This window comes from Leucobacter sp. G161 (assembly GCF_001482305.1).
GTDB lineage: Bacteria > Actinomycetota > Actinomycetes > Actinomycetales > Microbacteriaceae > Leucobacter.
Window position 1 is genome coordinate 1 of record NZ_LOHP01000043.1, and the last position, 23338, is coordinate 23338.

The 23338-nt window shown below is 65.8% G+C and carries 17 protein-coding genes; 5 read left to right on the top strand and 12 right to left on the bottom strand.

Annotated elements, in window-relative coordinates; all coding sequences use genetic code 11:
* On the top strand, nucleotides 1-294 hold a 294-nt coding region (locus AUL38_RS17665; RefSeq protein ID WP_235590586.1), incomplete at its 5' end, for an HNH endonuclease.
* A 762-nt stretch (nucleotides 295-1056) separates the two neighbouring features.
* Here the strand turns inward: AUL38_RS17665 and argG are convergent.
* The 4 genes from argG to AUL38_RS03270 form a co-directional block, all read right to left on the bottom strand.
* Entirely contained in the window at nucleotides 1057-2478 is a 1422-nt protein-coding gene (gene argG / locus AUL38_RS03255) for an argininosuccinate synthase (RefSeq protein WP_059059267.1), read from the bottom strand.
* Between the two features lie 40 nt (nucleotides 2479-2518).
* Nucleotides 2519-3535, bottom strand: coding sequence for a malate dehydrogenase (locus tag AUL38_RS03260; protein WP_235590587.1), 1017 nt, complete (start codon nucleotides 3533-3535; stop codon nucleotides 2519-2521).
* Nucleotides 3536-3596: 61 nt separating this feature from the next.
* Complete coding sequence (locus AUL38_RS03265; protein ID WP_059059268.1) at nucleotides 3597-4415, bottom strand: serine hydrolase; 819 nt, start codon at nucleotides 4413-4415, stop codon at nucleotides 3597-3599.
* A gap of 54 nt (nucleotides 4416-4469) precedes the next feature.
* Nucleotides 4470-5306 (bottom strand): aldo/keto reductase, encoded by an 837-nt coding sequence (locus AUL38_RS03270; protein WP_059059269.1) that lies wholly within the window; start codon nucleotides 5304-5306, stop codon nucleotides 4470-4472.
* Between the two features lie 60 nt (nucleotides 5307-5366).
* Between AUL38_RS03270 and hrpA the strand changes: the two genes are divergently transcribed.
* The gene (hrpA, locus tag AUL38_RS03275; protein WP_059059270.1) at nucleotides 5367-9392 is read left to right on the top strand and encodes an ATP-dependent RNA helicase HrpA; all 4026 of its coding nucleotides are present in this window, start codon (nucleotides 5367-5369) and stop codon (nucleotides 9390-9392) included.
* Between the two features lie 10 nt (nucleotides 9393-9402).
* On the opposite strand, the gene AUL38_RS03280 is transcribed toward hrpA, so the two are convergent.
* Entirely contained in the window at nucleotides 9403-9870 is a 468-nt protein-coding gene (locus AUL38_RS03280) for a hypothetical protein (RefSeq protein ID WP_059059271.1), read from the bottom strand.
* Nucleotides 9871-9972: 102 nt separating this feature from the next.
* Here AUL38_RS03280 and AUL38_RS03285 point away from each other — a divergent pair, with 102 nt between their 5' ends.
* From AUL38_RS03285 to AUL38_RS03295, 3 genes are all read left to right on the top strand, one after another.
* Nucleotides 9973-11199, top strand: coding sequence for an MFS transporter (locus tag AUL38_RS03285; RefSeq protein WP_059059272.1), 1227 nt, complete (start codon nucleotides 9973-9975; stop codon nucleotides 11197-11199).
* Between the two features lie 63 nt (nucleotides 11200-11262).
* Nucleotides 11263-12219 (top strand): DUF4349 domain-containing protein, encoded by a 957-nt coding sequence (locus AUL38_RS03290; RefSeq protein ID WP_059059273.1) that lies wholly within the window; start codon nucleotides 11263-11265, stop codon nucleotides 12217-12219.
* 129 nt (nucleotides 12220-12348) lie between these two features.
* A complete protein-coding gene (locus AUL38_RS03295; protein WP_059059274.1) occupies nucleotides 12349-13707 on the top strand; it encodes an NAD-dependent succinate-semialdehyde dehydrogenase in 1359 nt (452 codons plus the stop codon).
* Nucleotides 13708-13836: 129 nt separating this feature from the next.
* On the opposite strand, the gene AUL38_RS03300 is transcribed toward AUL38_RS03295, so the two are convergent.
* The 7 genes from AUL38_RS03300 to AUL38_RS03330 all read right to left on the bottom strand — a co-directional run bounded on the left by AUL38_RS03300 (nucleotide 13837) and on the right by AUL38_RS03330 (nucleotide 23228).
* Nucleotides 13837-15510 (bottom strand): helix-turn-helix domain-containing protein, encoded by a 1674-nt coding sequence (locus tag AUL38_RS03300; RefSeq protein WP_059059356.1) that lies wholly within the window; start codon nucleotides 15508-15510, stop codon nucleotides 13837-13839.
* A 48-nt stretch (nucleotides 15511-15558) separates the two neighbouring features.
* On the bottom strand, nucleotides 15559-16659 hold the full coding sequence (gene menC / locus AUL38_RS03305) for an o-succinylbenzoate synthase (protein WP_059059275.1): 1101 nt from the start codon (nucleotides 16657-16659) through the stop codon (nucleotides 15559-15561).
* Nucleotides 16649-17461, bottom strand: coding sequence for a hypothetical protein (locus tag AUL38_RS03310; protein ID WP_059059276.1), 813 nt, complete (start codon nucleotides 17459-17461; stop codon nucleotides 16649-16651). The genes menC and AUL38_RS03310 overlap by 11 nt, the downstream gene beginning before the upstream one ends.
* Nucleotides 17461-18582, bottom strand: coding sequence for a M20 family metallopeptidase (locus AUL38_RS03315; RefSeq protein WP_059059277.1), 1122 nt, complete (start codon nucleotides 18580-18582; stop codon nucleotides 17461-17463). Before AUL38_RS03315 ends, AUL38_RS03310 begins: the two co-directional genes overlap by 1 nt.
* Before the next feature lie 67 nt (nucleotides 18583-18649).
* Nucleotides 18650-20125, bottom strand: a complete 1476-nt coding sequence (locus AUL38_RS03320; RefSeq protein WP_059059278.1) for an amidohydrolase family protein — start codon at nucleotides 20123-20125, stop codon at nucleotides 18650-18652.
* Complete coding sequence (locus tag AUL38_RS03325; RefSeq protein WP_059059279.1) at nucleotides 20125-21549, bottom strand: serine hydrolase; 1425 nt, start codon at nucleotides 21547-21549, stop codon at nucleotides 20125-20127. Before AUL38_RS03325 ends, AUL38_RS03320 begins: the two co-directional genes overlap by 1 nt.
* Before the next feature lie 95 nt (nucleotides 21550-21644).
* Nucleotides 21645-23228, bottom strand: a complete 1584-nt coding sequence (locus tag AUL38_RS03330) for an ABC transporter substrate-binding protein (protein WP_059059280.1) — start codon at nucleotides 23226-23228, stop codon at nucleotides 21645-21647.
* Between the last annotated feature and the right edge of the window lie 110 nt (nucleotides 23229-23338).

Here is a 23338-nt window from a genome sequence, read left to right on the forward strand (position 1 = left end):
TCAGAAACCGACCACACCATCGATGCCGCCCTCGGCGGGCCCACAGCAACCGATAACCTGGCATATTTGTGCCGCAGCCATCACGCGTTGAAAGGCAACTCGGACTGGACAGTGAAACAACTCCCAGGCGGGGTACTCGAATGGACGTCCCCGACGGGACGCATCTACATCGACCTGCCACCAGACCTCCTCCCAGAGCTACGGGCTTCACGGCCTACACCGAAACGCAAAGTGCAGTTCGAACCCGCGATCGAAGAACCCGCGATCGAAGAACCCGAACTCCATCCCTTCTAACTCGAGGCTTCGCGCCTGATGGCGGCGCGGCAGCATTAGGAGCTGATTGCGTCCTGGCGGGTCTTTCGCCGGCCCCGGGACGCCGACGTCGCGCCAAAGCATCGTGCACTTCAGAGCTTGCCACAGTGGTCCAGTGCTCATCGCGATCCAGCATCTATTCCGCCAGCCGCTAGGCTCTCAATTGCGAAGCGCCCCTGTGCAGGCTCTTCACTTTTGAAAGCGTAGCGACTTCCGGCATGGGTGAGGAATCGTGATGGGCGTAGCATTGCCCCACTCGCTACAAAGCAAGAACCGCTAGGCCCGACGAACGCGCCTGGGGCGCCGCGAAACGCACACAACCCGGGCCCATCTGCCCTGCACGGCAAGGGCGCGCAGCGCCCGCGGCAGCCCCGCGGCCCCTGCCCTGAGCGGACCCCTCCGCCAAAGGCGCCGTATCGAAGCCTTCTCCTCTCCACGGCCACCACATTCTCAAAGCAAAGGTATCCCTAGCTTGAATCGCTCACGAGACCTTCCCTCAGCGAAGTGATGAGTAGTTTGCAGCAAAAGGCTCCTGATCTCGCTGAGGGCATGGCGTGTCAGCGTTCCTACTCGCTGAGATCTACACCTTCAATTGTGAAGAACCCCGTTGCAGTCGGCCAGAGCATCCCGGGACCGACAAGACGGCCAGTGGGCTCACGCAGCCGAGAGCGGGCCGGCACGCTCAGGCCCGAATCGCAAAAGCCCCGGTTCCCAAAATCAGGAACCGGGGCTCGCACGCCAAGACTAGTCGGTGCCGGAATCGAACGCGGCTGCGAGGCCGAGCTCGTCGCCTTCTTCGCTGATGCCGGTCACGGCCTCAGCGATTTCTGCTGCGCCGCCCTTCTCCAGCTCGCCGACGAGGTCAGCAACCGCGCCGCCAACCATGCCCATCTGCGCATACTGTTCGAGGCGCGAACGCGAATCTGCGATGTCGAGGTTGCGCATGGTGAGCTGACCGATGCGATCCTCGGGACCGAAGGCAGCGCCGACGGTGCGCTCCATCGAGAGCTTCTCGGGGTGGTACGAGAGGTTGGGGCCCTCGGTGTTGAGAATCGTGTAGTCGTCGCCGCGACGCAGGCGCAGCGTGACCTCGCCCGTGATCGCCGAGCCAACCCAGCGCTGCAGCGACTCGCGCAGCATGAGCGACTGCGGGTCGAGCCAGCGGCCCTCGTACATGAGGCGTCCGAGCTTGCGGCCGTCGTTGTGGTAGCTCGCGAGCGTGTCCTCGTTGTGGATCGCGTTCACGAGGCGCTCGTAGGTGATGTGCAGCAGCGCCATGCCCGGGGCTTCGTAGATGCCACGCGACTTCGCTTCGATGATGCGGTTTTCGATCTGGTCGGAGACTCCGAGACCGTGGCGGCCACCGATCTTGTTCGCTTCGAACACGAGCGCTACGGGATCGTCGTACTCGACGCCGTTGATTGCGACGGGACGGCCGGCCTCAAAACGCACCGACACCTCCTCGGTTGCGACCTCAACGTCGTCGCGCCATGCGGCGACGCCCATGATGGGCTGGACGACGTCGAGCCCGGCGTTCAGGAATTCGAGGGTCTTCGCCTCGTGGGTTGCGCCCCAGATGTTCGCGTCGGTCGAGTACGCCTTCTCGGCGGAGTCGCGGTACGGGTAGCCGTGCTCAACGAGCCACTCGCTCATTTCGTGGCGGCCGCCCAGCTCGGTGACGAAGTCTGCGTCGAGCCACGGCTTGTAGATCCGCAGCGACGGGTTCGCCATGAGCCCGTAGCGGTAGAACCGCTCAATGTCGTTGCCCTTGTAGGTGGAGCCGTCGCCCCAAATGTCGACGCCGTCTTCCTTCATTGCGCGAACGAGCAGCGTGCCGGTCACGGCACGGCCGAGCGGCGTCGTGTTGAAGTAAGTCTTTCCGCCCGAGCGCACGTTGAACGCACCGGTCTGGAGAGCTACGAAGCCCTCCTCCACGAGGGGTCGCTTTGCGTCGACGTGACGGGCGATCTCCGCACCGTACTCCTTCGCGCGGTCTGCGACGCCGTCGATATCGGGCTCGTCGTACTGACCGATATCTGCGGTGTAGGTGCAGGGGATCGCGCCCTTTTCGCGCATCCACGCGACAGCACAGGAGGTATCGAGACCGCCAGAGAAGGCAATGCCGACGCGCTCGCCAACGGGGAGAGAAGAAAGAACCTTGGACATGCTCTCTATCCTATGGTCTCGCACGCCTGCGGCAGAACGCTTACGCCCCCGGAATCAGCCCGAGGGCAGTGACCTGGTCCCGCTCATCGAGGAGTTCACGCACCGAGGCGTCGATACGCTCCCGCGAGAACTGATCAATCTCGAGCCCCTCGACGACCTGCCAGGATCCTGCTTCCGCTCGCACGGGCACCGAGGCGATGAGCCCCTCCGGGATCCCGTACGCGCCCGTCGACGGCAGCGCGACCGAGGTGCGCGTCCCGTTCGTCCCGGTGAACCAGTCGCGCACGTGGTCGATGGCGGCGTTCGCCGCTGAGGCGACGGAGGATCCCCCGCGCACCTCAATAATCTCCGCACCGCGGTTCGCGACCCGGTCGATGTAGGCGCCGCGTCCCCATTCCTCGCCGACGACGTCGAGGGCAGGGCGGCCGGCGATGGTTGCGTGGCTGAGGTCGGGGTACTGGGTCGCCGAGTGGTTCCCCCAGATCGTGACGCCATCGATCTCATCAACCCGCGCACCAGCGTGCTCGGCGAGCAGACCGACGGCGCGATTGTGGTCGAGCCGGGTGAGCGCGGTGAAGCGCTCAGCAGGCACATCGGGTGCGTGCTGCTGCGCGATGAACGCGTTCGTGTTCGCGGGGTTGCCGACCACGAGCACCCGCACGTCGTCTGCCGCGTGGTCGTTGATCGCGCGGCCCTGCGGCCCAAAGATTGCGCCGTTCGCTGCGAGCAGGTCGCCGCGCTCCATGCCGGCGGTGCGGGGGCGGGAACCGACGAGCAGCGCAACGTTGGCGCCCTCGAATCCAATCTCGGGAGTCGTCGCGATGTCGACACTCGCGAGCAACGGGAACGCGCAGTCCACGAGTTCAAGTGCCGCGCCCTCAGCCGCTTTCACGCCCTGCGGAATCTCGAGGAGTCTGAGCGCGACTGGCTGATCAACTCCGAACAGCGCACCCGACGCGATGCGGAACAGCGCGGCGTAGCCGATCTGGCCGCCCGCTCCCGTGATAGTGACGGTGATGGGACCTGGACGATCCCCTGGTGCACTCAATACGTTCACAGCAGCTCCATTCGTGAGGCGTAGCTCGCTCACTCAGGCTACCTCGGCGAGATGAGCGCCGCTAGGCCGCGGCACACTCCGCGAGCACAGCGTCGGAGAACACCGGCCATGCTTCTGCCGACCACTCGCCAAAATTACGGTCGGCAAGCCCGACGCAGGCGATGCCCGCGATCGGGTCCACCCACAAAAAGGTGCCCGCCTGCCCGAAGTGCCCGAAGGTCTCGGGGCTGTTGCGCGAGCCAGTCCAGTGCGGCGTCTTGCCATCTCGAATCTCAAAGCCGAGCCCCCAGTCGTTCGGACGTTGCCGGCCGAAGCCGGGCAGCACGCCGTCGATGCCCGGGAAGACGACCTGCGTCGCCTGCGCGACCGTGTCTGGGTGCAGAATCTTGGGGTTCTGGATCTCAGCTGCGAAGCGTGACAGGTCAGCGGCGGTCGACACTCCGCCCGCCGCGGGGCTCCCGAGGAGCTTGGTCGATGTCATGCCGAGCGGCGCAAGCAGCCCCTCCCGCAGGTAGTCCTCGAACGGCATCTCAGCCCGCTCGGCGAAGGTCTCCGCGAGGGTATCGATGCCGATGTTCGAGTAGATGCGGCGCTGGCCGGGCCGGCCGCGCACCACGTCCTCCGAGAAGTCGAGGCCCGAAGCGTGGGCGAGCAGGTGACGGATCGTCGAGCCTTCAGGCCCTGCCGGGTCGTCAAGCTCGATCGCGCCCTCTTCGATCGCGAGCAGGATCGCGCTCGCGCTCAACAACTTCGTCACTGACGCGAGGGCGAACTGCCGGTCTTGGTCCCCGCGAGTGCCGAGGACACGGCCGTCGCGGGCAATCACCGCAACAGCCGCGTTGTCGACGGGCCAGGAATCAATCAGCTTGAGGCTTTCCATGCCTCCACGCTAGCGCGCTTCGCTTGCACGGGGGCAGGGAAATCCGCGTTCGAACTACCGCACGTCCATCTCGTGCGGGTTCGAGCCGAAGTTCTGCTGCGCGTCGAGAGCGTCGATCGCTGCCATCTCGGCGTCCGTGAGTGCGAAGTCGAAGATCTGCGCGTTTTCGATCATGCGCTCCTTGCGCACCGTCTTCGGGAACACGATCCGGCCCTGCTGGGCGTGCCAGCGGAGGATCACCTGCGCCGGGGTCTTGCCGTGCGCGGCGGCGGGCTCGGTGAGCTCCGGGCGCTCGAACAGGTCGGACTTGCCCTGCGCGAGCGGGCCCCACGCCTCAACACGGATCCCCTTCGCGGTGCAGTACTCGACGAGCTCGCGGCGCTGGTGCAGCGGGTGCAGCTCGATCTGGTTCACGGTCGGCACGACGCCGGTCTCGGAGATGATCTCTTCGAGGTCGGAGATCTCGAAGTTTGAGACGCCGATCGACGTCGCGCGACCCGACTCGTGGATCTTGCTGAGCGAGCGCCACGCGGTGAGCGCCTCGCCGAACATGGGCTGCGGCCAGTGCACGAGGTACAGGTCGACGCGATCGAGCCCGAGCTTGTCGAGGCTCTCCTGGAAAGCCTCCTCGCCGCGGGTTTGGTCGCTGTTCCAGAGCTTCGTCGTGACGAACAATTCGTCACGGGCCACACCGCTCGCGGCGATAGCGGCCCCCACCTCGGCCTCGTTGCGGTAGATCGCAGCGGTGTCGATGTGGCGGTAGCCTGCGGCGAGCGCGTCCTCGACGACGCGCTGCGCTTCGCCCGGGTCGACCTTGAAGACGCCGAGCCCGAGCTGCGGGATCTCCGTGCCGTCATGGAGGGTGATGTTCGGGATAGTGAGCTTGCTCATGTGCACTCCTTTGGGTCGAATCGCTCACAGTCTATGACTCGCGCGATAATGGGTGTTGTTATGTCGAATCCCCCGAAGGCCGAGAGCCTCACTCCGCGCATTGAGTTCCCCGCTGAGCTCCCCGTTTCGCAGATGCGCGACGAGATTCAGGCCGCGATCCGCGACAACCAGGTCGTCATCGTTGCGGGTGAGACGGGTTCGGGTAAGACGACGCAGCTGCCAAAGATCGCGCTCGCACTCGGCCGGGAGCGTATCGCGCACACGCAGCCGCGCAGGATCGCCGCCCGCACCATCGCCGAGCGCATCGCGGAGGAGACGGGCACCGAGCTCGGCGGCCTCGTCGGCTACCAGGTGCGGTTCACGGATCAGGCGTCGAAGGACACGAAGATCCGCCTGATGACTGACGGGATCCTGCTGAACGCGATCCACCGCGACCGCGATCTGAAGGCCTACGACACGATCATCATCGATGAGGCGCACGAGCGCTCGTTGAACATCGACTTCCTGCTCGGGTACCTGCAGACGCTGCTGCCGCGCCGCCCCGATCTGAAGGTCATCATCACCTCGGCGACGATCGACCCTGAGTCGTTCGCGAAGCACTTCGCCGACCATAAGACGGGTAAGCCGGCGCCGATCATCGAGGTGTCGGGCCGTACGTTCCCCGTCGAGGTGCGCTACCGGCCGCTCGTCGAGGAGCGCGAGGTCATCGACCCGAAGACCAAGCAGCCGAAGATCCGCAAGATTGAGCGCGACATGTTCGACGCGATCGGCGACGCGGTCGACGAGCTCGCGAAGGAGTCGCGTGGCGACGTGCTCGTATTCCTGTCGGGCGAGGCTGAGATTCGCGACGCGGCGGATGCGCTCTCGGGCCGCGTTCAGCGCGGCGGCCCCGCGAACCGCACCGAGATCCTCCCGCTCTACGGCAGGCTCTCGTCCGCCGAGCAGCACCGCGTCTTCGAGCGGCGCACGGGCGCGAACGCCGGTGCCCGCAGGATCGTGCTCGCGACGAACGTCGCGGAGACCTCGCTCACGGTACCCGGGATCCGCTACGTGATCGACGCCGGCACCGCGCGCATCTCGCGCTACTCGGCGCGCTCGAAGGTGCAGCGCCTCCCGATCGAGGCGATCTCGCAGGCGAGCGCGAACCAGCGCTCGGGCCGCTCGGGGCGTACGAGCGACGGCATCGCGATCAGGCTGTACAGCGAGGAAGACTTCGCGTCGCGCCCCGAGTTCACCGAGCCGGAGATCAGGCGCACGGGGCTCGCGAGCGTCATTCTCCAGATGCTGTCGCTCGGTCTCGGCGACATCGCGGCGTTCCCGTTCCTCACTCCCCCGGATCAGCGCGGCATTCGCGACGGGATCGGGCTACTCGAGGAGCTCGGCGCGGTGCGCCCGGTGAAGCGGGGCAAGCGCGGCGAGCGCGGCGAGCGCGGCAGCGAACGCGAGAAGGAGCGCGGCGGCGAACGCGGCAGCGACGCGCCTGGCAGCGCCGACAAGGCCGCGACCGGCGCAACCCACACGATCACGAAAACGGGCCGCGAGCTCGCCCGTCTCCCGATCGAGCCTCGCTTTGCGCGGATGGTCATCGAGGCACGCAGGCACGAGGTCGTGCCCGAGGTGCTCGCGATCGTTGCGGGTCTCACGATCCAGGACGTGCGCGAGCGGCCCGTCGCCGAGCGCGCGAAGGCCGACCAGTTCCACGCGCGCTTCAACGACCCGCTCGGCGACCTGATGACGCTCTTGAACCTCTGGAATCACGTGCAGAAGCAGCAGCGCGAGCTCTCGTCGAGCGCGTTCCGCAGGCTCTGCAAGGCCGAGTTCTTGAACTTCCTGCGCGTGCGCGAGTGGATGGATCTCGTCAGGCAGCTGTCGAAGGCGGCCGGAGTCAAGGGCCAGGTGCAGGAGGTCACCGGTGGATCGGCCGAGCTGATCCACCGCTCGGTGCTCGCCGGCCTCCTCTCGCAGCTCGGCTCCCGCGACGACCGGCAGGATCGGCGCGAGCCTTCCCGCGGCCGCGACGTCGCGGGCGCTGTGAAGCGGAAGCCGGCGCAGGAGTACCTCGGCTCCCGCGGCACCCGCTTCGTGCTGTACCCGGGGTCGGTGCTCGCGAAGAAGCCGCCCGAGGTCGTGATGAGCGTCGAGCTCGTCGAGACGAGCCGGCTGTTTGCCAGGTCGAACGCGGTCGTGGATCCCGAGTGGGCCGAGGAGCTCGCCGGCCCCCTCGCGAAGCGGCAGCTGTCTGAGCCGCGCTGGGAGCGGAAGCAGGGCGCTGCGGTCGCGACCGAGCGCGTCACGCTCTACGGCGTGCCGATCGTGACGGATCGCCGCGTGCAGCTCTCCCGCTTCGACCCCGTTGAGGCGCGCGACCTCTTCATCAGGCACGCGCTCGTCGACGGCGACTGGGACTCGCCGCAGGCGTTCGATCGCGCCAACCACCAGCTCAGGCGCGAGCTCGCGCAGCTCGAGGAACGCACGCGCCGCCGCGACATCCTCGACGGCGACGAGGCGGTGTTCGAGTTCTACGACGCCCGCATTCCGAAGGACGTCGCGAGCACCCGCGACTTCGAGGGGTGGTGGCGCAAGAAGCGCTCGGACGACCCGCAATACCTGCACATGCGACGCGATGACCTGCTCGAGGAAGAGACCGTTGAGGTCGACGAGCAGGAGTATCCGAGGCAGTGGCAGCACGGCGACCAGTCGCTGAAGCTCAAGTACCGCTTCGACCCGACGAGCGAGGACGACGGTGTGACCGTGAACGTGCCGCTGCCGCTGCTCCCCCGGCTCGCCAAGGGCGACTTCGAGAAGCTCGTGCCCGGCATGCGCGAGGAGCTCGTGACGGCGCTCATCAAGACGCTGCCGAAGGCGATCCGCAAACACGTCGTGCCCGCGGCCGACTGGGCGCGCACGCTGCTCGGCGTCGTGGGACCCAAGCTTGACGGCGCTGAGGCAACAGGGACCGATGCGTCGCTCACCCAGCTGCTCGCCGACGAGATCCGTCGCCGCACGAGCCAGCAGGTGACCCCGGGCGACTTCGATCCAACGCGGCTCCCCCACCACCTCACGCCCACGTTCCGCGTGATCGACGCGCGCGGCCGCACGGTCGGCGCCGGCAAGGACCTCGCCGAACTGCAGTCGACGCACAAGGAGCAGGCAACGAAGGGTGTCGCCAAGGTCGCGCAGGCGTCGCTGCCGAAGAGTGAGCTCGAACGCACCGGGGCAACCACCTGGGGGTTCGGCGACCTCCCGAAGCACGTCGATTCGAGCTACGCGAAGGGCCGCTCGGGCAGCGCCGGCGTGGTGCGGGCATACCCTGCGATCCTCGATCGCCGCACGAGCGTCGACCTCGTGCTCGTCGCCGACGAGGCCGAGCAGCGGCGAGTGTCACGGCGCGGGATCCGCCGCCTGCTTGTCCTGTCGAGCCCATCGCCCGCGAGCTACGTGCGCGAGCACCTCTCGAACCAGGAGAAGCTGCTGCTCGGCGCTGGGCCCTACCGCTCGCTCGACACCGCGATCGCCGATGTCTCGCTCGCGGTCGCCGACCGCGTGATCCGCCGTCACGCTCCCGACGGGCTCGTGTGGTTCGCCGCAGACTTCGAGCAGATCGCGAATGACTACGCGCGCAGCCTCATCGACGAAATCTACGGCACAATCGCGCTCACCGCGAAGGTGCTCGACAAGGCGCGCCTCGCGAAGAAGGCCATCGACCAGGCGAAGTCACTGCAGGTGCTCGGCCAGGTCGCCGACGCCGCGAAACAGCTCGACGGGCTCGTGTTCGACGGCTTCGTCTCTCGCACCGGGGCTGCGCAGCTCGAACGCCTCCCCGTGTACCTCGAGGCCCTCGCACACCGGATGCGCTCGCTCACCGACAACCCGGGCCGCGATCGCGCCTGGCAGAACGACGTGGATCGCGCGCTCGTGTTGTTCTCCGAGTCTGGCGGCACGATCCCGCTGCCGGTCGATCCGCCCGACCACATCGAGCGCGCCCGCTGGCTCATCGAGGAACTCCGCGTGAGCCTCTTCGCGCAGCAGCTGCGCGCGGCCGAAGCCGTGTCCCTCAAACGCATTCAGAAGGTGCTTGAGGGGTAGCGGTTCCGACCTACCCGCCCTGACCGGGTCGCGCCATCGAGGCGATGCCCACGTCGTGTGCGGTGCAGAGCGCATAGAGATCACTGAGGGCCGCGTCGACGGCTTCGCCGCCGGCGGGGTGTGCGAGAGCGGCATCCTTCAAGGCGTTGAGCGGCCGGGAGAACTCCGGGTCTGGTTCCGATTCGACGCCTGCGCTCCCCACGAAATAGGCGTACCCCTCAATGACGCTCCGGGTGACCTCGGCGAGTTGCTCGGGCGTCAAATCCACGGCTGTGGCGTCCGCTTCCGCGCGACTCGAGATACCTTCCAACGCACTCAGGCCACCACACACCCACGTCGCGGTGCCATCGGCCGGGTTCTCGGGCGCGATCGTGTCAGTCGCCGCGGCATCACTGCCGGCAGCGTCGGGGGTACAGCCCGCGACGGCGAGGCCGAATCCAGCGGCGAGAAGGAGAATCGCGCCCCCACGAATTGTCATGCGCCTCATGTACTGCAGCCCCTTCGCAACAGAGTCAGTCTGGTGCCGCTCACCATAGCATCGCGGTACTCCCGCGCCCCGTTTCAGCACTAGACTCGCCTGATGGGCATTTACCGTGAGCTGGCTCGCAACGAGGGCGTTTTCCGTATCCTTTTCTCGCAGCTGACGGCCCGATTCCCGTTTGGGATGCTCTCGATTATTGTGCTGCTGCACATGCAGGAGCAGTTCGGCGAGTACACCGCGGCTGGGGTCGTGCTCGCGACGCAGAGCATCGGTCAGGCGATCTCGGGGCCACTCTCGAGCCGTCTGATGGGTAAGTTTGGGATGCGCCGTGTGCTGTGGATCACGTCGGTCCTCTGCACCGGCTTTATCGTCGTGATCGCGTTTGTTCACCTGCCGCTCGCAGTGACCGCGCTGATCTCCTTCGCGATCGGTCTCGCAACTCCCCCAATCACGCCAGCGGTGCGCACCCTGTACCCGCGGCTCGTGCCTGGCAAGCAGATCTCGGCGCTGTTCTCGCTCGACGCCGCTGCGCAGGAGCTCATCTGGGTACTCGGACCCGTCGTGGCCGTGTTCATCGCAGCGCAGTTCGGCACGGCGATCGGCCTGACCGTTGCCGCAGCGTTTATGCTCGGTGGCGGCGCATGGTTCATTCTCAGCCGCCCCGTCGGAGTCGTCAAGATCCCGCCGTCGCGCGGCAGTCTCGGGGCCGTACTCAAGCGTCCCACCGTCGTCATCGCGACGATTATCGGCTTCTTCTTCGTTGCGTCGTTCGCCGCAATCGAGGCAGGGGTCGTCCGCGCATTCGCACCAGCGGGCGATGGCGGGCACAGCAGCATCGAATCAGGCATCGTCCTCGCGATCTTCGCGGCTGGCTCACTCGTCGGCGGTCTCTTCGTCGGCGGTCGCCCCCTGCGTCCGTGGTCGCTTGCGATTCGCATCGGCATCGTGCTCGCGGGCACGCTTGCCTGCCTCGTGAGCCTGAACATTTGGTGGCTCTCTCTCGTGCTGTTCATCGGCGGCCTGGGCACCGCGCCCACATTCGCCGGCATCTCCAGCATGATCGGTTCGACGATCAAGTTCTCGGAGACGGCGGAGGCCTTCGGATGGATTGGCACCGGGCAGCTCGTCGGCGTCGCAACGGGCTCCGCTGTGGCCGGCATCGCCATTGATGCGATGGGTGCGCAGGGGGCAATCATCGTCTCAGCGGGACTCATCACCGTCGCCGGCGTCATCGCGGCCTTCACGACCAAGTGGGTCCCCGACCTCAAGGGGCGAGACATCGAGCAGCCTCCCGAGACCGGCACCATCACGTTGCCGCTCCCCTAGCGCCGCCGTAACGATTCCGTATATTCTCGGCGGGTGTGCACGCGTCACAAGTATCTTGAACGCATGTCACTCCGCCGTTTCCTCTCAGCAGTAGCCGCGGCGCTGGTCGCACTGACGATCGCCGGCTGCTCGGCGACCGCCCCGGACGACGGCGGCAGCACGGGGCTGGTCGAGATCGCCCCCGAGCCATTCCCGCCGGGGGCAGCACAGCTCGACGTTTCCCCCGAGATCGCAGACGACAATCTGTTCGAGCCGGATCGCGGCGCGGCGTTGCCGGGAGCGGCGCAGGGCCGCACCATCCTGCGAAGCGCGAGCATTGAGCTCACCGTCACGTCCGCGCGAACATCCGCGGCCGACGCGGCGCAGATCGCGCAGGATCTCGGCGGCACGGTGGAGTCGCAGTCACTCGCAAGCGAGGGCACGAGGGCAGAGTTCGCCGATCTCACGCTCCGCGTTCCCGCGGAGCGGCTCGACGAGGCCGTCGCCGAACTCGCCAGCCTGGGCGACGTGCGAACTGAGAGCCGATCAGCGGACGATGTGACCGAGGCCACCGTCGACCTCGAGGCGCGGGTCGAAGCGCTCGCGGCATCGGTCGCCCGCCTGACCGAGCTCATGGCGGGCGCGGACACGACGAGCGAACTCATCGAAGCCGAGAGTGCGCTCTCGCAACGACAGCAGGAGCTTGACGGCCTCAACGCGCAGCTCGACTCGCTCAAGGGACAGGCAGAAATGGCGAGCGTGTGGGTGTCCCTCCGTGAATCGAGCGCATTGCCAGGGGGCGGGCCGCAAACCTTCTGGGATGCAATTCTTCTGGGTTTCTCCTCGATCGGCTCCTTCGCCGTTGGCCTCACTATCGCGCTCGGCGTGGCGCTTCCCTGGCTCGTTCTGGTTGCGCTAATTGCGTTGGCGATCATCGTCCCGATCCTGCGACGGAAGCGACGCGCCCGGACCGATTCATCCCCTGAGAAACCACTGGGTAGAAAACCTACGGATTCAGTCGCCTCGGACGATAGGCCCTAAGGATTCACGCAGAGAGATCCCTGCATACTGCCTGAAAGCGCAGTGCGTGGGGCGCTAGTGATCCTCACAGAGTTGTGAAAGACTAGCCTGAACCAGACACCGACGAAGTCACTAAGGAGTGAGTCAATTATGGGCATCTTCGCCGTTATCAACCCGGCTACGGGCGAGACCGTTGCCGAGTACCCCGACGCGACAGCAGCTGATATTGAAACTGCAGTAGCGTCGGCACAGCAGACCTACCAGGAGTGGTCGCGCAAGACCACCGTCGCCGAGCGCGCAGCGCTCGCCAAGCGCGCAGCGGAGCTCTTCGACGAGCGCAAGGACGAGCTCGGCGCGATCATCAACCGCGAAATGGGCAAGCCCCTCGACCAGTCGATCGGCGAGGCAGAGTTCTCGGGTCAGATCACCGCTGCGTTCGCAGACAACGCCGAGAAGTGGCTTGCCGACGAGCCTCTCGAGGTTGAAGACGGCCTGAAGACCTTCTTCCGCTTCCAGGGCACCGGCGTGATCCTCGGCATCATGCCGTGGAACTACCCGTACTACCAGGTCGCGCGCTTCGCAGTGCCGAACCTCATCCTCGGTAACACCATCGTGCTCAAGCACGCTGCGCAGTGCCCCGAGTCGGCGCTCGCACTCGAGCAGCTGTTCCTTGACGCAGGCTTCCCGAAGGGCGCCTACGTCAACGTGTTCGCTTCGCACGACCAGATCAGCGACATCATTGCTGACGACCGCGTCCAGGGCGTCTCGCTCACCGGCTCCGAGCGCGCAGGCGCAATCGTCGCCGAGCAGGCCGGCCGTCACCTCAAGAAGTGCGTCCTCGAGCTCGGTGGCTCGGACGTGTTCCTCGTGCTCGACACCGCAGACCTCGACCACGCGGTCGAGCACGCAGTTGGCGGCCGCATGGAGAACACCGGCCAGGCGTGCAACGGTTCCAAGCGCATCGTCGTCATGGACAAGTACTTCGACGAGTTCTCGGAGAAGTTCAAGGCAGCTATCGCTGGCCAGTCGTACGAGGCAGGCGACTTCGGTCCCATGTCTTCTGAGGCGGCAACGAAGAACCTCGCATCGCAGGTACAGGGCGCCATCGATCAGGGCGCAGAGGTGCTCGTGGGCGACAACGCTCCCGAGGGCAACTTCTACACCCCGTCGGTGATCACCAACATCACCCCCGCAATGGACGTCTACAGCCAGGAGCTGGTCGGCCCGGTTGCGCCGCTCTACAAGGTTTCGAGCGACGAGGAAGCGATCAACCTCGCAAACTCCTCGCCGTACGGTCTCGGCTCCGTCATCATCTGTGACGACCTCGACCGCGCCGAGCAGGTGGGCAACCAGCTCGACGTCGGCATGGTCTTCATCGGCGGCGCAGGCCTCGAGGGCGCAGACGTGCCCTTCGGCGGCGTGAAGAAGTCGGGCTACGGGCGCGAGCTCGGCAAGGTCGGCATGCTCGAGTTCTCGAACAAGAAGCTCTTCCGCTACTACGGCAGCTAATCGCTTCCGCAAATAGCTGAGGGGCTCGGATCCGTAAGGATCCGAGCCCCTCAACTATTCACGCGTCTGATGGCTTGGGCCTGAGGCCGCGTCGGCGCTACCGCCCGTCGGCGCTACCGCCCGTCGGCGCTAGCGGTCGAGCAGCCGCAGCTGCAGCATGGCCGCGAACCGATCGTCAGCGTCGTCGAGATCGATGCCGCTGATCTCGACCGCGCGTCGCAGGCGATAGCGGAAGGTGTTCGGGTGCACGAACAGCGTCGCCGCTGCCTGACCGACATCGCCGAAGTGATCGAACCAGGCCCGCAGCGTATCCACGAGGTGACCCTTCTGCTTGCTATCGTGCGCGAGTAGCTTGGGGACGGGGCCGGTGAACTCGTCTCCGCGCACCACCATGAGGTCCTTGAGCTCACGCATCAGCACGGCAGCGTGGACGTCAGCGAGGCGCGCGACGCGTGAGAGTGGCTTCGCCGTTCCGCCCTGCCCCGGTTCAAGCAGCGCTCGCAGGACGCGTCGCGTCGAGCTTCGCGATCGCGCGATCCCAGCAATATCGTTGGCGGGCGGTCCCACCGCGATCACGGCAGACATCCTGCCACCCACGCGGTCAAGGAAGTCCTCCATCGTGCGGACCGCGTGAGCTCCGCCAGGGTCATGCGGCTCGGGCAGGATGCCATACGCAGTATCGCCCAGCTGCGCGACAGCGGATCCCGGGCGCATCGCAGACAGGTGCACCGCGAGCGCGTCAGTGAACCGCTCGCGCTCTGCCATCAGCGCCTGGTCAGCGCCCTCCGTCGCAGCGTGGTCGGTGCCAGTGAGCACCGCCGCGACCACACACACCGACTGGCCAGCAAGGTTGAGCCTGGAGAGCGCCTCGCTCGCGCCCGAACCGCCCTCGAGTGCAGTGCTGAGCAGCTCGGCGCGCAGCCGCCGTTGCACGTCAGCGCCGGCACGCAGCCGCAACAGGTGGAGCGCGACAAGCTTGGCTGCGTCACGCAGGGTAACGGTGCGCTCGTGCGTGAGCGGCCCGTCCATGGCTGCCCAAATGGATCCCAGCACCTCGTCGCCAGCTCGGATCCCAATCGCGACGCGCTGCGTCGACCCGTCGTTTGCAGACACGACCGAATCAATAACACCCGAATCAATCACGACAGGGTCATCGCTCCGGTACAGGTGCCGAAACACGCCGCGTTCGGTGAGTCGTTCCGTGTAGCGTTCCGGGACCCGGCGACCGATGATCGTTTCCGCTCGCGCGCTATCCGCTTCTTCTTGCCTCCCTGAAAACGCAAGCACACGTGAGGATCGGTCCTCGATCGTGACAGGCGCATCGAGCAGCGAAGCAATCGCGTTCGCGACGGCGAAGAGATCACCCGAGGGGATCCCGCCGAGGGAGTCGACATGAGTGTCACCGACATCGTCTTCTGCGAGCAGCGTGCGGAGGAGGGCCGCGAGCTGCGTCCAGGTCGCACCGCGGGCGAGCCCGAGCACGACCACTCCGCGTTCGTCCGCTGCCTGGCGCACCTCGTCGGTTATTTCCACCGGCGAACGCACCACGACAGCTGCGACCGACTGATCCGGAAGCCCAGCAATGAGCTCAGCGAGCGCCTGGCTGCCGTGCACCCCAACCCCGAGCACGAAGGCGTGCTCGGGGTACAGGGGTTCATCGAACGGATCGAAGATCACGACTCCGCCAACGGGCTGCTGCTCGTCGGCACGGCCGTGCACCACCTCAAGGAGCGTGATCCCCAAATCGTCCAGGATTCGCGCGAAGCTGAACCGGGGAAAGCGGGGCTCGTGACGGTCACTCATGAAGGGAAGCATATCGCCCGCTCACTCGCTCTCCTCGGCTGCACGCGCCTAGACAGCAACCCACTCGACGCTCGTTGTGAACGCTTCGAGGAGTTCGGGAATCGGCGCGACGCCGAGCCCCGGACCCGTTGGAACCGTCAGGTGACCGTCTTCCATCACCCAGGGCTCGGTGATATCAGTCTCGTAGAACCGGCTGCTTGAAGAAACATCGCCTGGCAGCGTGAATCCGGGAAGCGAGGCGAGCGCAATGTTCGCTGCGCGGCCGATGCCGGATTCGAGCATGCCGCCACACCACACGGGCACGCCAGCGGCAACCGCGAGGTCGTGGATACGACGGGCCTCAAGGTAGCCGCCAACCCGGCCAGGCTTGATGTTGATGACGCTCGTTGCGCCGAGTCGGATCGCTGCGGCAGCAGTCTGCGCAGAGGTGATCGACTCGTCAAGACATATCGGAGTCTTCATCATTTTCGCGAGATCAGCGTGACCGACGATGTCCTCTTCTTCGAGGGGTTGCTCGATGAGCAACAGATCGAAGTCGTCGAGCTTCGCGAGATGGCGCGCATCGGCGAGCGTGTACGCGGTGTTCGCATCGACCTGCAGCTGGACATCGTCGCCAAAGCGCTCACGCACCGCACGCACAGGTTCGATATCCCACCCGGGTTCGATCTTCAGTTTGATTCTGACGTAGCCCTCGTCGATGTATCCGCCGACGGCGTCGAGCAGCTCGGGAATCGAGTCCATAATGCCGACCGAGACGCCGCAGGGCACGCGATCCTTCACCGATCCGAGTTCACGACCGAACGACCGCCCGCTCGCCCGCAGCTCTGCGTCGAGCACTGCGGTCTCGAGCGCCGCTTTTGCCATCGGGTGCCCCTTGAACGGGTGCAGGGCCTGTCCGACGCCAATCGCGTCACGCACACCCGAGATCGCGGAAATGAAGTAGCGTTTCATGATGTCGGCGGCGCCGTCGGTGTACTCGGGAGAGTAGAGCGGATCACCGAGAGTGACGCACTCCCCCCAGCCCTCTGCTTCGTCGGTCACGACTTTGACGAGCAAAATGTCCCGCTCAGTCTGCGTGCTGAACGATGTCCGGAATGGCGAGACGAGCGGCAACCCAACACGGCGCAGCTCAAAGCCCTCAATCTTCATCAGTCTTCTCCTCTGTTGATGCGTGTTCCAAGATGTAGCCGACTCCACGCTCGAACCCGATGATCCGTGCGCCGTCGTTGAGGACGTCAGTGAGCGTCTCACGCAGCTCGCCGCGCCACTGTTTTGCCCGTTCAGGATCGGAGACGCGGAGCGCCTCAATGTCGTCGGGGACGGCGATCGTATGTCCCCCCGCGTCGCTGGGCACAGGCTGCGCCCCCGCGGCCAAGGCCGACACGTGCGGATCGCGGAGGTACCAGCGCACGAGCAGGCGGTCGCTGAGATCGCCCGCGTTAATCGTGTCGGCCATCGCCCCGTAGAAGTTTTCGAGGTACTCGACGGGCAGCGCGCCAAGTTTCCTGATGTTGAACGCCGCGTTGCGCGACACGAGTGGATCGTACGTCCACTCAACGACGTCGATGCCCCGCTCGAGCGACCAGGCCCGCTGATGCAGCTTCAGCGCGTAGCCAATCGACCTCCCAACAGTGCCAGGCAGCACTCCGGCGATGTGGCTGTGCAGCGTGCGCCGCTCGGGGCTGGAGTGCACCCCGAGCGATGCTCCGACAAGTTCGCCGTCGATGAACGCGCCGCCAATGTAGTTCCCAGTCTTTCCGAGCACCCGCAGAAACTCCGTGGGGACGACCGGATTCTCCGCGGTGCGGCCCCAGATCACCGCCAGCAGCTCAGCCACTTGGGCTTCCTCATCGCGGCCGTGCATCTCGCGCACGGTCACCCCTGCGACGGCGGCCACCCGTGCCGCATCAGCGAGCGCCTGATGCACGTCTTCTCGTGAGATTTCAGTCATCACTCACCCGCTCCGGATTCAGTCAAGACGTCGGCCATGAGCGCGCCGAGCAGCCTGGTTCGTGGTTCGATCTCCTCGACGAGCACATGCTCAGTGTCAGCGTGTGCGCCGCCGCCGACCGCGCCGAGGCCGTCGAGCGTTGGTACGCCTATGCCGGCGGTAAAGTTGCCGTCGCTCGCGCCGCCGACGGCAACACCGGTGAGAGCCGCGAGGCCGAGGTGCGTCGCAATCGTCTGAGCCCGGGCGAACAGATCCGCGGAGGACTCGAGCTCAAGCACAGGACGATTCACCCCGCCGATCACTGCAAGCTCAGCCCCAGGCAGCACGGGCGTGAGTGCGCGCATTGCCTCGTCGACGCGGCGCTGCTCAGCACCGCTGCGGGCGCGCCCATCGACTTTGCAGGAGGCACGCGCCGGCACCGTGTTGCTCGTCGTACCGGAGATCGCGGCAGTCGGTGTCACCGTGGTGCCGAGCTCGGCGTTTCCGAGTGCGGCGATGGCGAGCAGCTGGTGAGCGAGTTCGACCGACGCGTTGACGCCCTTCTCCGGTTCGAGCCCGGCGTGCGCAGCGCGGCCGTGCACCACAAGTTCGTAGAGCGAGACGCCCTTGCGTTCGAGTTTCAAGGCGCCACCGTCTGCTGCTGCCTCGAGCACGAACGCGGCACGAGCTCCACGCGCGCTCTCCTCGATGAGCCCGCGCGAGGTGGGTGAGCCGAGTTCCTCGTCGCCCGTGACGATGAGGGTGACGCCGTCGCGGTCCTCGAGCGCAGCGATGGCGTGCATCGCCATCGCGAGCCCGGTCTTCATGTCGAAGCTGCCCGGCCCGGTCAGGACCCCGCCGCTGACTGCAAAGGGCAACCGTTCCAGTGTGCCGAGCGGCCACACCGTGTCGTGATGCGCGACCAGCAGCACGCGCGTGGTCGCCCCAAAGCTCCACCTCAGGTGGTTCACACCGTCAAGCACGATGCGCTCGGGAGCGACGCCCAGGAGCGATTCACCCACCTCCGCGACCAGATTCGCGGAGGCCGCGACCGCGGCATGATCGTCCGAGGGCGATTCGCATTCAACGAGGGTGTGTATCGTCGCGACGATGTCTGCGAGACGTGCGGTGTCCGGGGTCATAGCGACGGACCTTTCTTCATGAGTACCGGTGGAAAGTGTTGGCGAGGACGCGCGTGCTTGGGGTCGTTCATCGGAGCTGGCCTCGCAGGCCTCTGCCCGGGTAGGCGTCGAGGACAACGTCCTCGTCACGCACGACGAACTCCCCCGCAACGAGGACGTGTGCGATCCCGATCGAGGGGCGCGTGCTGTTGAGATAGGTGGCGCGGTCAGTGACCCGCTGCGGATCAATGACCACGATGTCGGCATCGGCGCCAACGGCGAGGTGGCCCTTCGCCCGAAACGCAGCGGTGGTCGAGTCCATCACCCGCGCGGGGAGGTAGCTGCAGCGTCGGAACGCCTCACCCCAGGTCCACACCTGCTGCTCCCGGACCATGAGGCGGAGCGAGCGCGCAAACGTTCCTGCGGTTCGCGGATGCGTGGTGCCCCCCGCTGGCAGCGGCCACTCGCGCGTATCGGTTGAGCGGTCCGGCCAGGTGACGTGCATCGCGTCAGACGCGACGATGCTGTCAGGGAACGCGAGCGAACGAGCAAGTAGTGCCTGATCATGCGCGTCAGTATCGTCGAGGAACTCCACGATGCATGCGGCGCCAGGGTCCGTGCTGCGGACCTGCCGCAGGTGGGCCTCGTCAACAATGCGCTCCCCCGACTCGACGAGCACAATATTGGCGGGGCCGATCCCCCACACGTGCAGCCGCTCGGGCGCGAGGAACGCCGCCCCGATCCCGGTACTACCTGCGCCGTATGGATACGTCTCGACGGTCATGTGTGCGCCGCCGGAACGAGCGCGCTCGATAACGCCGAGCGTCCGGTCGACGTGCCGCCGGGAAGTGCTGTTCACGTGACAGTGATGAACCTGTCCGCCAAACTCCATCGCTGCGCGCGCGGCCTCCTCGGTCCCGTCAATGGGGGTCCCGGGATCGGACTCGACGATCTCACGAACGTGAGTAAACGTTGGCACCCCAGCGCGGGCAGCCAGCTCGTTCACCGCGAGGTACTCCCGCGGGTCAGACTGCGGCGCGTACCCCTGCAACACCCCGATCCCGAGGGCACCATCGGCGAGCTCCTCCTCAAGCCTGCCGAGCCACGCGCCGAGCTGTGTTGGGGTGGAACTTGCCTGCCAAGCGGGGTCTCCCAGCATGGACAGCGCACCAACGAAGTTCGCGTCGGCCGGCCGGCCGGAAAGCACCTCGGCGCGCGCCATGCCCCAGGACGCGGAAAAGCCAAAGTTAATGGGCCTCCCCTGCTTCGCGGCTTCGGCGTAGGCGATTTCCACTGGCAGTAGTCCGGCCTCGAGTTCGAGTGCTGTTGTGACCCCGTCGCGCGCCTGCAGACGCTGCCCCGCGATCGAATTCACATGGCTGTGCAAGTCAACGAATCCGGGGCCAACGACCATTCCGGTGACATCGACTTCCGTGGCCTGTTCTGTCTGAAGTTCGAGCCCAACCGCAGCGATCTTGCCGTCTTCGATGAGGACATCGGCGATGCGATCCGATCCGGTTCCGGGATCAATGACACGCCCGCCACGCAACAGCACTCGAGGCATCAGGCGGCCGCTTCGGTGCTGTCCCGCTTACGCAGGCAACGAATGTCAGAGTACAAGCACGGGTGTCCGTCGACCTCGGTGAATGTGAGCTGAGCCCACGTCGTGAGTGTGTCGGGCCGGCCCGTAAAGCGGTTGGGCTTGTCTGTCGGGAACAGGTCGACCGTGATCGCTTGCCCTGGCTTCTCGGGGTCGAGACTCTGCGAGAGCTTTGCCTGGAGCGTGCCCTGCTCGGTCTTGACGATCTCGAAGGTGGTGATGAAGTCACCGTACGTTCCGAGCCACTCGTCCTGAATAACCACGTCGCGCGCCGGGCCCGCGGGCGCGACACTGGCCCCGGTCGTCGTACCGGCAAACTCCCGGGCAAACGCGCCAACGATTTCGGCACCTGCAGCGTTGGCGACGCCGCCGTTGCAGAAGACAACGATGACGACGCCATCGTCCGGAAGCACTTGGAACCACGCCTTGTTGCCGATCGTCGTGCCGCCGTGCCAGACGACACGGTGCCCATTCCAATCATCGAGGATCCACCCAAGCCCCCACTGCGGAGACAGGGCGTCAGCATCGCCGAGATCGACCTGTGGTTCGGACATGAGTCGCACGGATTCCGGGCTGAGCAGTGCGGTACCGGCCGAGCCGCGTCCCTCCCGCAAAAAGGAGCGTCCAAAGTCAAGCATGTCGTCAACGCTGCTGGTAATGATTCCCGCGGGGCCCACCGAACGCATGAGCCCGGTAACAGGTGCAGGTGACCATACCTTGCTGCCGAGCTCGCGGGTATGTCCGTGCTGGTAACGGTGGCTCATGATCTGCTCGGGCAGAGTGAGGAAGTGTGTGAGGTCGAGTCGGGCGCTGATGCGGGCTTGGACGGATGCGTCCCAGCTGCGACCATCCAGGAGCTCGATGATGCGGCCGAGCACGACGAAACCCGAGTTGCAGTACGACCAGCCGTTACCTGGCGAAAACAGTGGCTCTGCGTCTTTGAGTAACGCGACGTACTTCTCGATGCAATCGTCCCCGCGGCCGGTGTCGGTGAACACGTCGCCGTTGATTCCAGAGGTGTGGGTGAGCAGGTGCTGCACAGTGATGGAGCCGTCATCAGTCGTCGACAGCTTCGTGTCGGGGAGCAGGTCGGCAATGCGGGTGTCGAGGTCGAGCTTGCCCTCTTCGCGCAGCTGCATGATCATGGTCGACGTCACCACTTTGGTCACGGATCCGATCTGGCAGAGCGCGTCACGCGAGGTCTCGACTCCGGTGACGTTGTTCGTCACGCCTGTACTCGCGACGAACCGCTGCTCGACGCCACTGTCGGGGTCGATGCTGAGCACGCCGGCAACGATGCCGGGGACCTGGTGGCGGCGCGCGCTTTCAGCCAGGAACCGTTCCCATCGGACCGGGTCGAAGGCGTTCTGGCTGAGTGCGTTGGTCATATCGGTGACTCCTAAAATCTGGTGCGGTGAAGAGGGGTGCTGGGCGGTTGGGGCGCGCCGAGAGGTGGTCTCCCTGCCCGCCCCAACCGGAGCAGCTACTTAACGAGAATCAGGCTCGTGTAGAGTTCGTCGATCTCGTGTGAGGCAGTGCCCTGCGAGTAGGTCGACTCGAATGCCACAGCGAACGGAACGTAGTCGGCCGAGGCGTACATTTCTGCCTCTGCTACTTCCCACGCGTCGCATGCTTCCTGACCGGTGTGCGTGTTCGCCTCCGCAACGAGCTTGTCGAACTCGGGGTTCGAGAGCGCTGCGAAGTTGTTGCCCTTGTCTGGCGACGGGCCGGAGAAGTATGGCATCAGGGAGCTCGGCACCGGGAGGTTTGCCGCGAGCCAGATGACGTCGAGTTCGGAGGCAGCACCCGGGGTGCTGATTCGCTCGATGAATGCGCCGTACTCTGCCCCGAGGTGGTTCGTGCCGACCCCGATCTCAGCCCACTGCTCAGCCATCATCTCGGCGGTTGCTGCGATCTCTGCGCCGCGAGTCTGCCACGCGAACTCAAGCACGAGCGGCGTGCCATCCTTGGATCGTTTCCCGTCGGCACCCTTCACCCAGCCGGCAGCGTCGAGCAGTTTCTCGGCGGCAGCAATGTCAGTCTTGGGGAGGTTGGGTGTTGCCGCGTCATACTGGCACACCTGCGGCTTCGCGACAGCGAGTCGCGGTGCGCGTTCGCCCTTGCCAGCGGTGCTGACCTGCATGAGTTCGTCAAGGTTCAACGCCTTCGTGAGCGCGATGCGCACGTCCTTGTCAGTGGTTGGCTGCCCCTCAGCCTGGCTGTAGAGGATCCCGCCGCTGATGAGCGTGTTCTGTGACAGCAGGTCGACCTTGTCGGCGACTCGTTCTTCGTCGGGACCGGCGATTGCCGCGATGTTGAGCTCACCCGAGAGCAACAGGTTGGCTCGCGTGCTTTCGTTCTCGACGATCTTGACCACAACGTTCTTCGGGTAGCCGGGGGTTTCTCCGGTCGGTGCGCCCTTCGGTCCCCAGGTGTCGTCGTCGCGCCGCTCAAACGAGTAGTGGTCGCCCGTGACAGCCTCGGTCATCACGAACGGGCCCGTCCCGTTCGTGGAGGTGGCCACACTCTGCGGATCGTCAAGCGCTGCCTGACAGTAGATCGTCTGCGAGCCGACGGCCGTGATCATGAACGGGTTCGGCTTCTCAGTGGTGATCGTCACGCTCGTGTCGTCGTGCTCAATCGTCGCATCTGCCGGCACGACGGTGCCAAGAGCGGTTGAGCTATTCGCCGGGTCTGCGATCCATCGGAAGTTGTTCGCGATGGTCTCAGCGGTGAGCTTTGTTCCATCGGAGCACACGGCGTCATCGCGGACGACGAAGTGCAACGACGTTGGTGTTTCCTCCCACGACTCCGCGAGCCACCCCTGAGGCTGGCCGTCGGTATCGAAGTACACGAGCCGTTCGTAGGCCCAGGTGCTGACGGCACCGAGTGCCGAGCTCGGGTTGAGCGGCTGAAACAACAGGCCGGGGTCGCGGCTGATCGCGGCGGTGAGAGTTCCGTCAATCACGGGCTCCCCGCCGGTTTCGTTTGGAGTGCTGCCGCCGCCACAGGCGGTGAGCGCTAGCGCGCCGACAGCCGCCAGGCTGACAATCGTAAACGCCTTCATAGTGTGTTCCTTCGTGTTAAGGCTCAGGTCTTAATCATCTCGGCACAGCGCGCGAAGCACTTCGGCGTGCTCCACAATTCTCCGGACCGATATTGTCGCCCTGAACAATT

Excerpts from the sequence above, each read along its gene's own strand:
- argG (WP_059059267.1), bottom strand. The coding sequence starts at position 2,478 with ATGTCCAAGGTTCTTTCTTCTCTCCCCGTTGGCGAGCGCGTCGGCATT.
- AUL38_RS03265 (WP_059059268.1), bottom strand. The coding sequence starts at position 4,415 with ATGGAAAGCCTCAAGCTGATTGATTCCTGGCCCGTCGACAACGCGGCT.
- AUL38_RS03270 (WP_059059269.1), bottom strand. The coding sequence starts at position 5,306 with ATGAGCAAGCTCACTATCCCGAACATCACCCTCCATGACGGCACGGAG.
- hrpA (WP_059059270.1), top strand. The coding sequence starts at position 5,367 with ATGTCGAATCCCCCGAAGGCCGAGAGCCTCACTCCGCGCATTGAGTTC.
- AUL38_RS03280 (WP_059059271.1), bottom strand. The coding sequence starts at position 9,870 with ATGACAATTCGTGGGGGCGCGATTCTCCTTCTCGCCGCTGGATTCGGC.
- AUL38_RS03285 (WP_059059272.1), top strand. The coding sequence starts at position 9,973 with ATGGGCATTTACCGTGAGCTGGCTCGCAACGAGGGCGTTTTCCGTATC.
- AUL38_RS03290 (WP_059059273.1), top strand. The coding sequence starts at position 11,263 with ATGTCACTCCGCCGTTTCCTCTCAGCAGTAGCCGCGGCGCTGGTCGCA.
- AUL38_RS03295 (WP_059059274.1), top strand. The coding sequence starts at position 12,349 with ATGGGCATCTTCGCCGTTATCAACCCGGCTACGGGCGAGACCGTTGCC.
- AUL38_RS03300 (WP_059059356.1), bottom strand. The coding sequence starts at position 15,510 with ATGAGTGACCGTCACGAGCCCCGCTTTCCCCGGTTCAGCTTCGCGCGA.
- menC (WP_059059275.1), bottom strand. The coding sequence starts at position 16,659 with ATGAAGATTGAGGGCTTTGAGCTGCGCCGTGTTGGGTTGCCGCTCGTC.
- AUL38_RS03310 (WP_059059276.1), bottom strand. The coding sequence starts at position 17,461 with ATGACTGAAATCTCACGAGAAGACGTGCATCAGGCGCTCGCTGATGCG.
- AUL38_RS03315 (WP_059059277.1), bottom strand. The coding sequence starts at position 18,582 with ATGACCCCGGACACCGCACGTCTCGCAGACATCGTCGCGACGATACAC.
- AUL38_RS03320 (WP_059059278.1), bottom strand. The coding sequence starts at position 20,125 with ATGCCTCGAGTGCTGTTGCGTGGCGGGCGTGTCATTGATCCCGGAACC.
- AUL38_RS03325 (WP_059059279.1), bottom strand. The coding sequence starts at position 21,549 with ATGACCAACGCACTCAGCCAGAACGCCTTCGACCCGGTCCGATGGGAA.
- AUL38_RS03330 (WP_059059280.1), bottom strand. The coding sequence starts at position 23,228 with ATGAAGGCGTTTACGATTGTCAGCCTGGCGGCTGTCGGCGCGCTAGCG.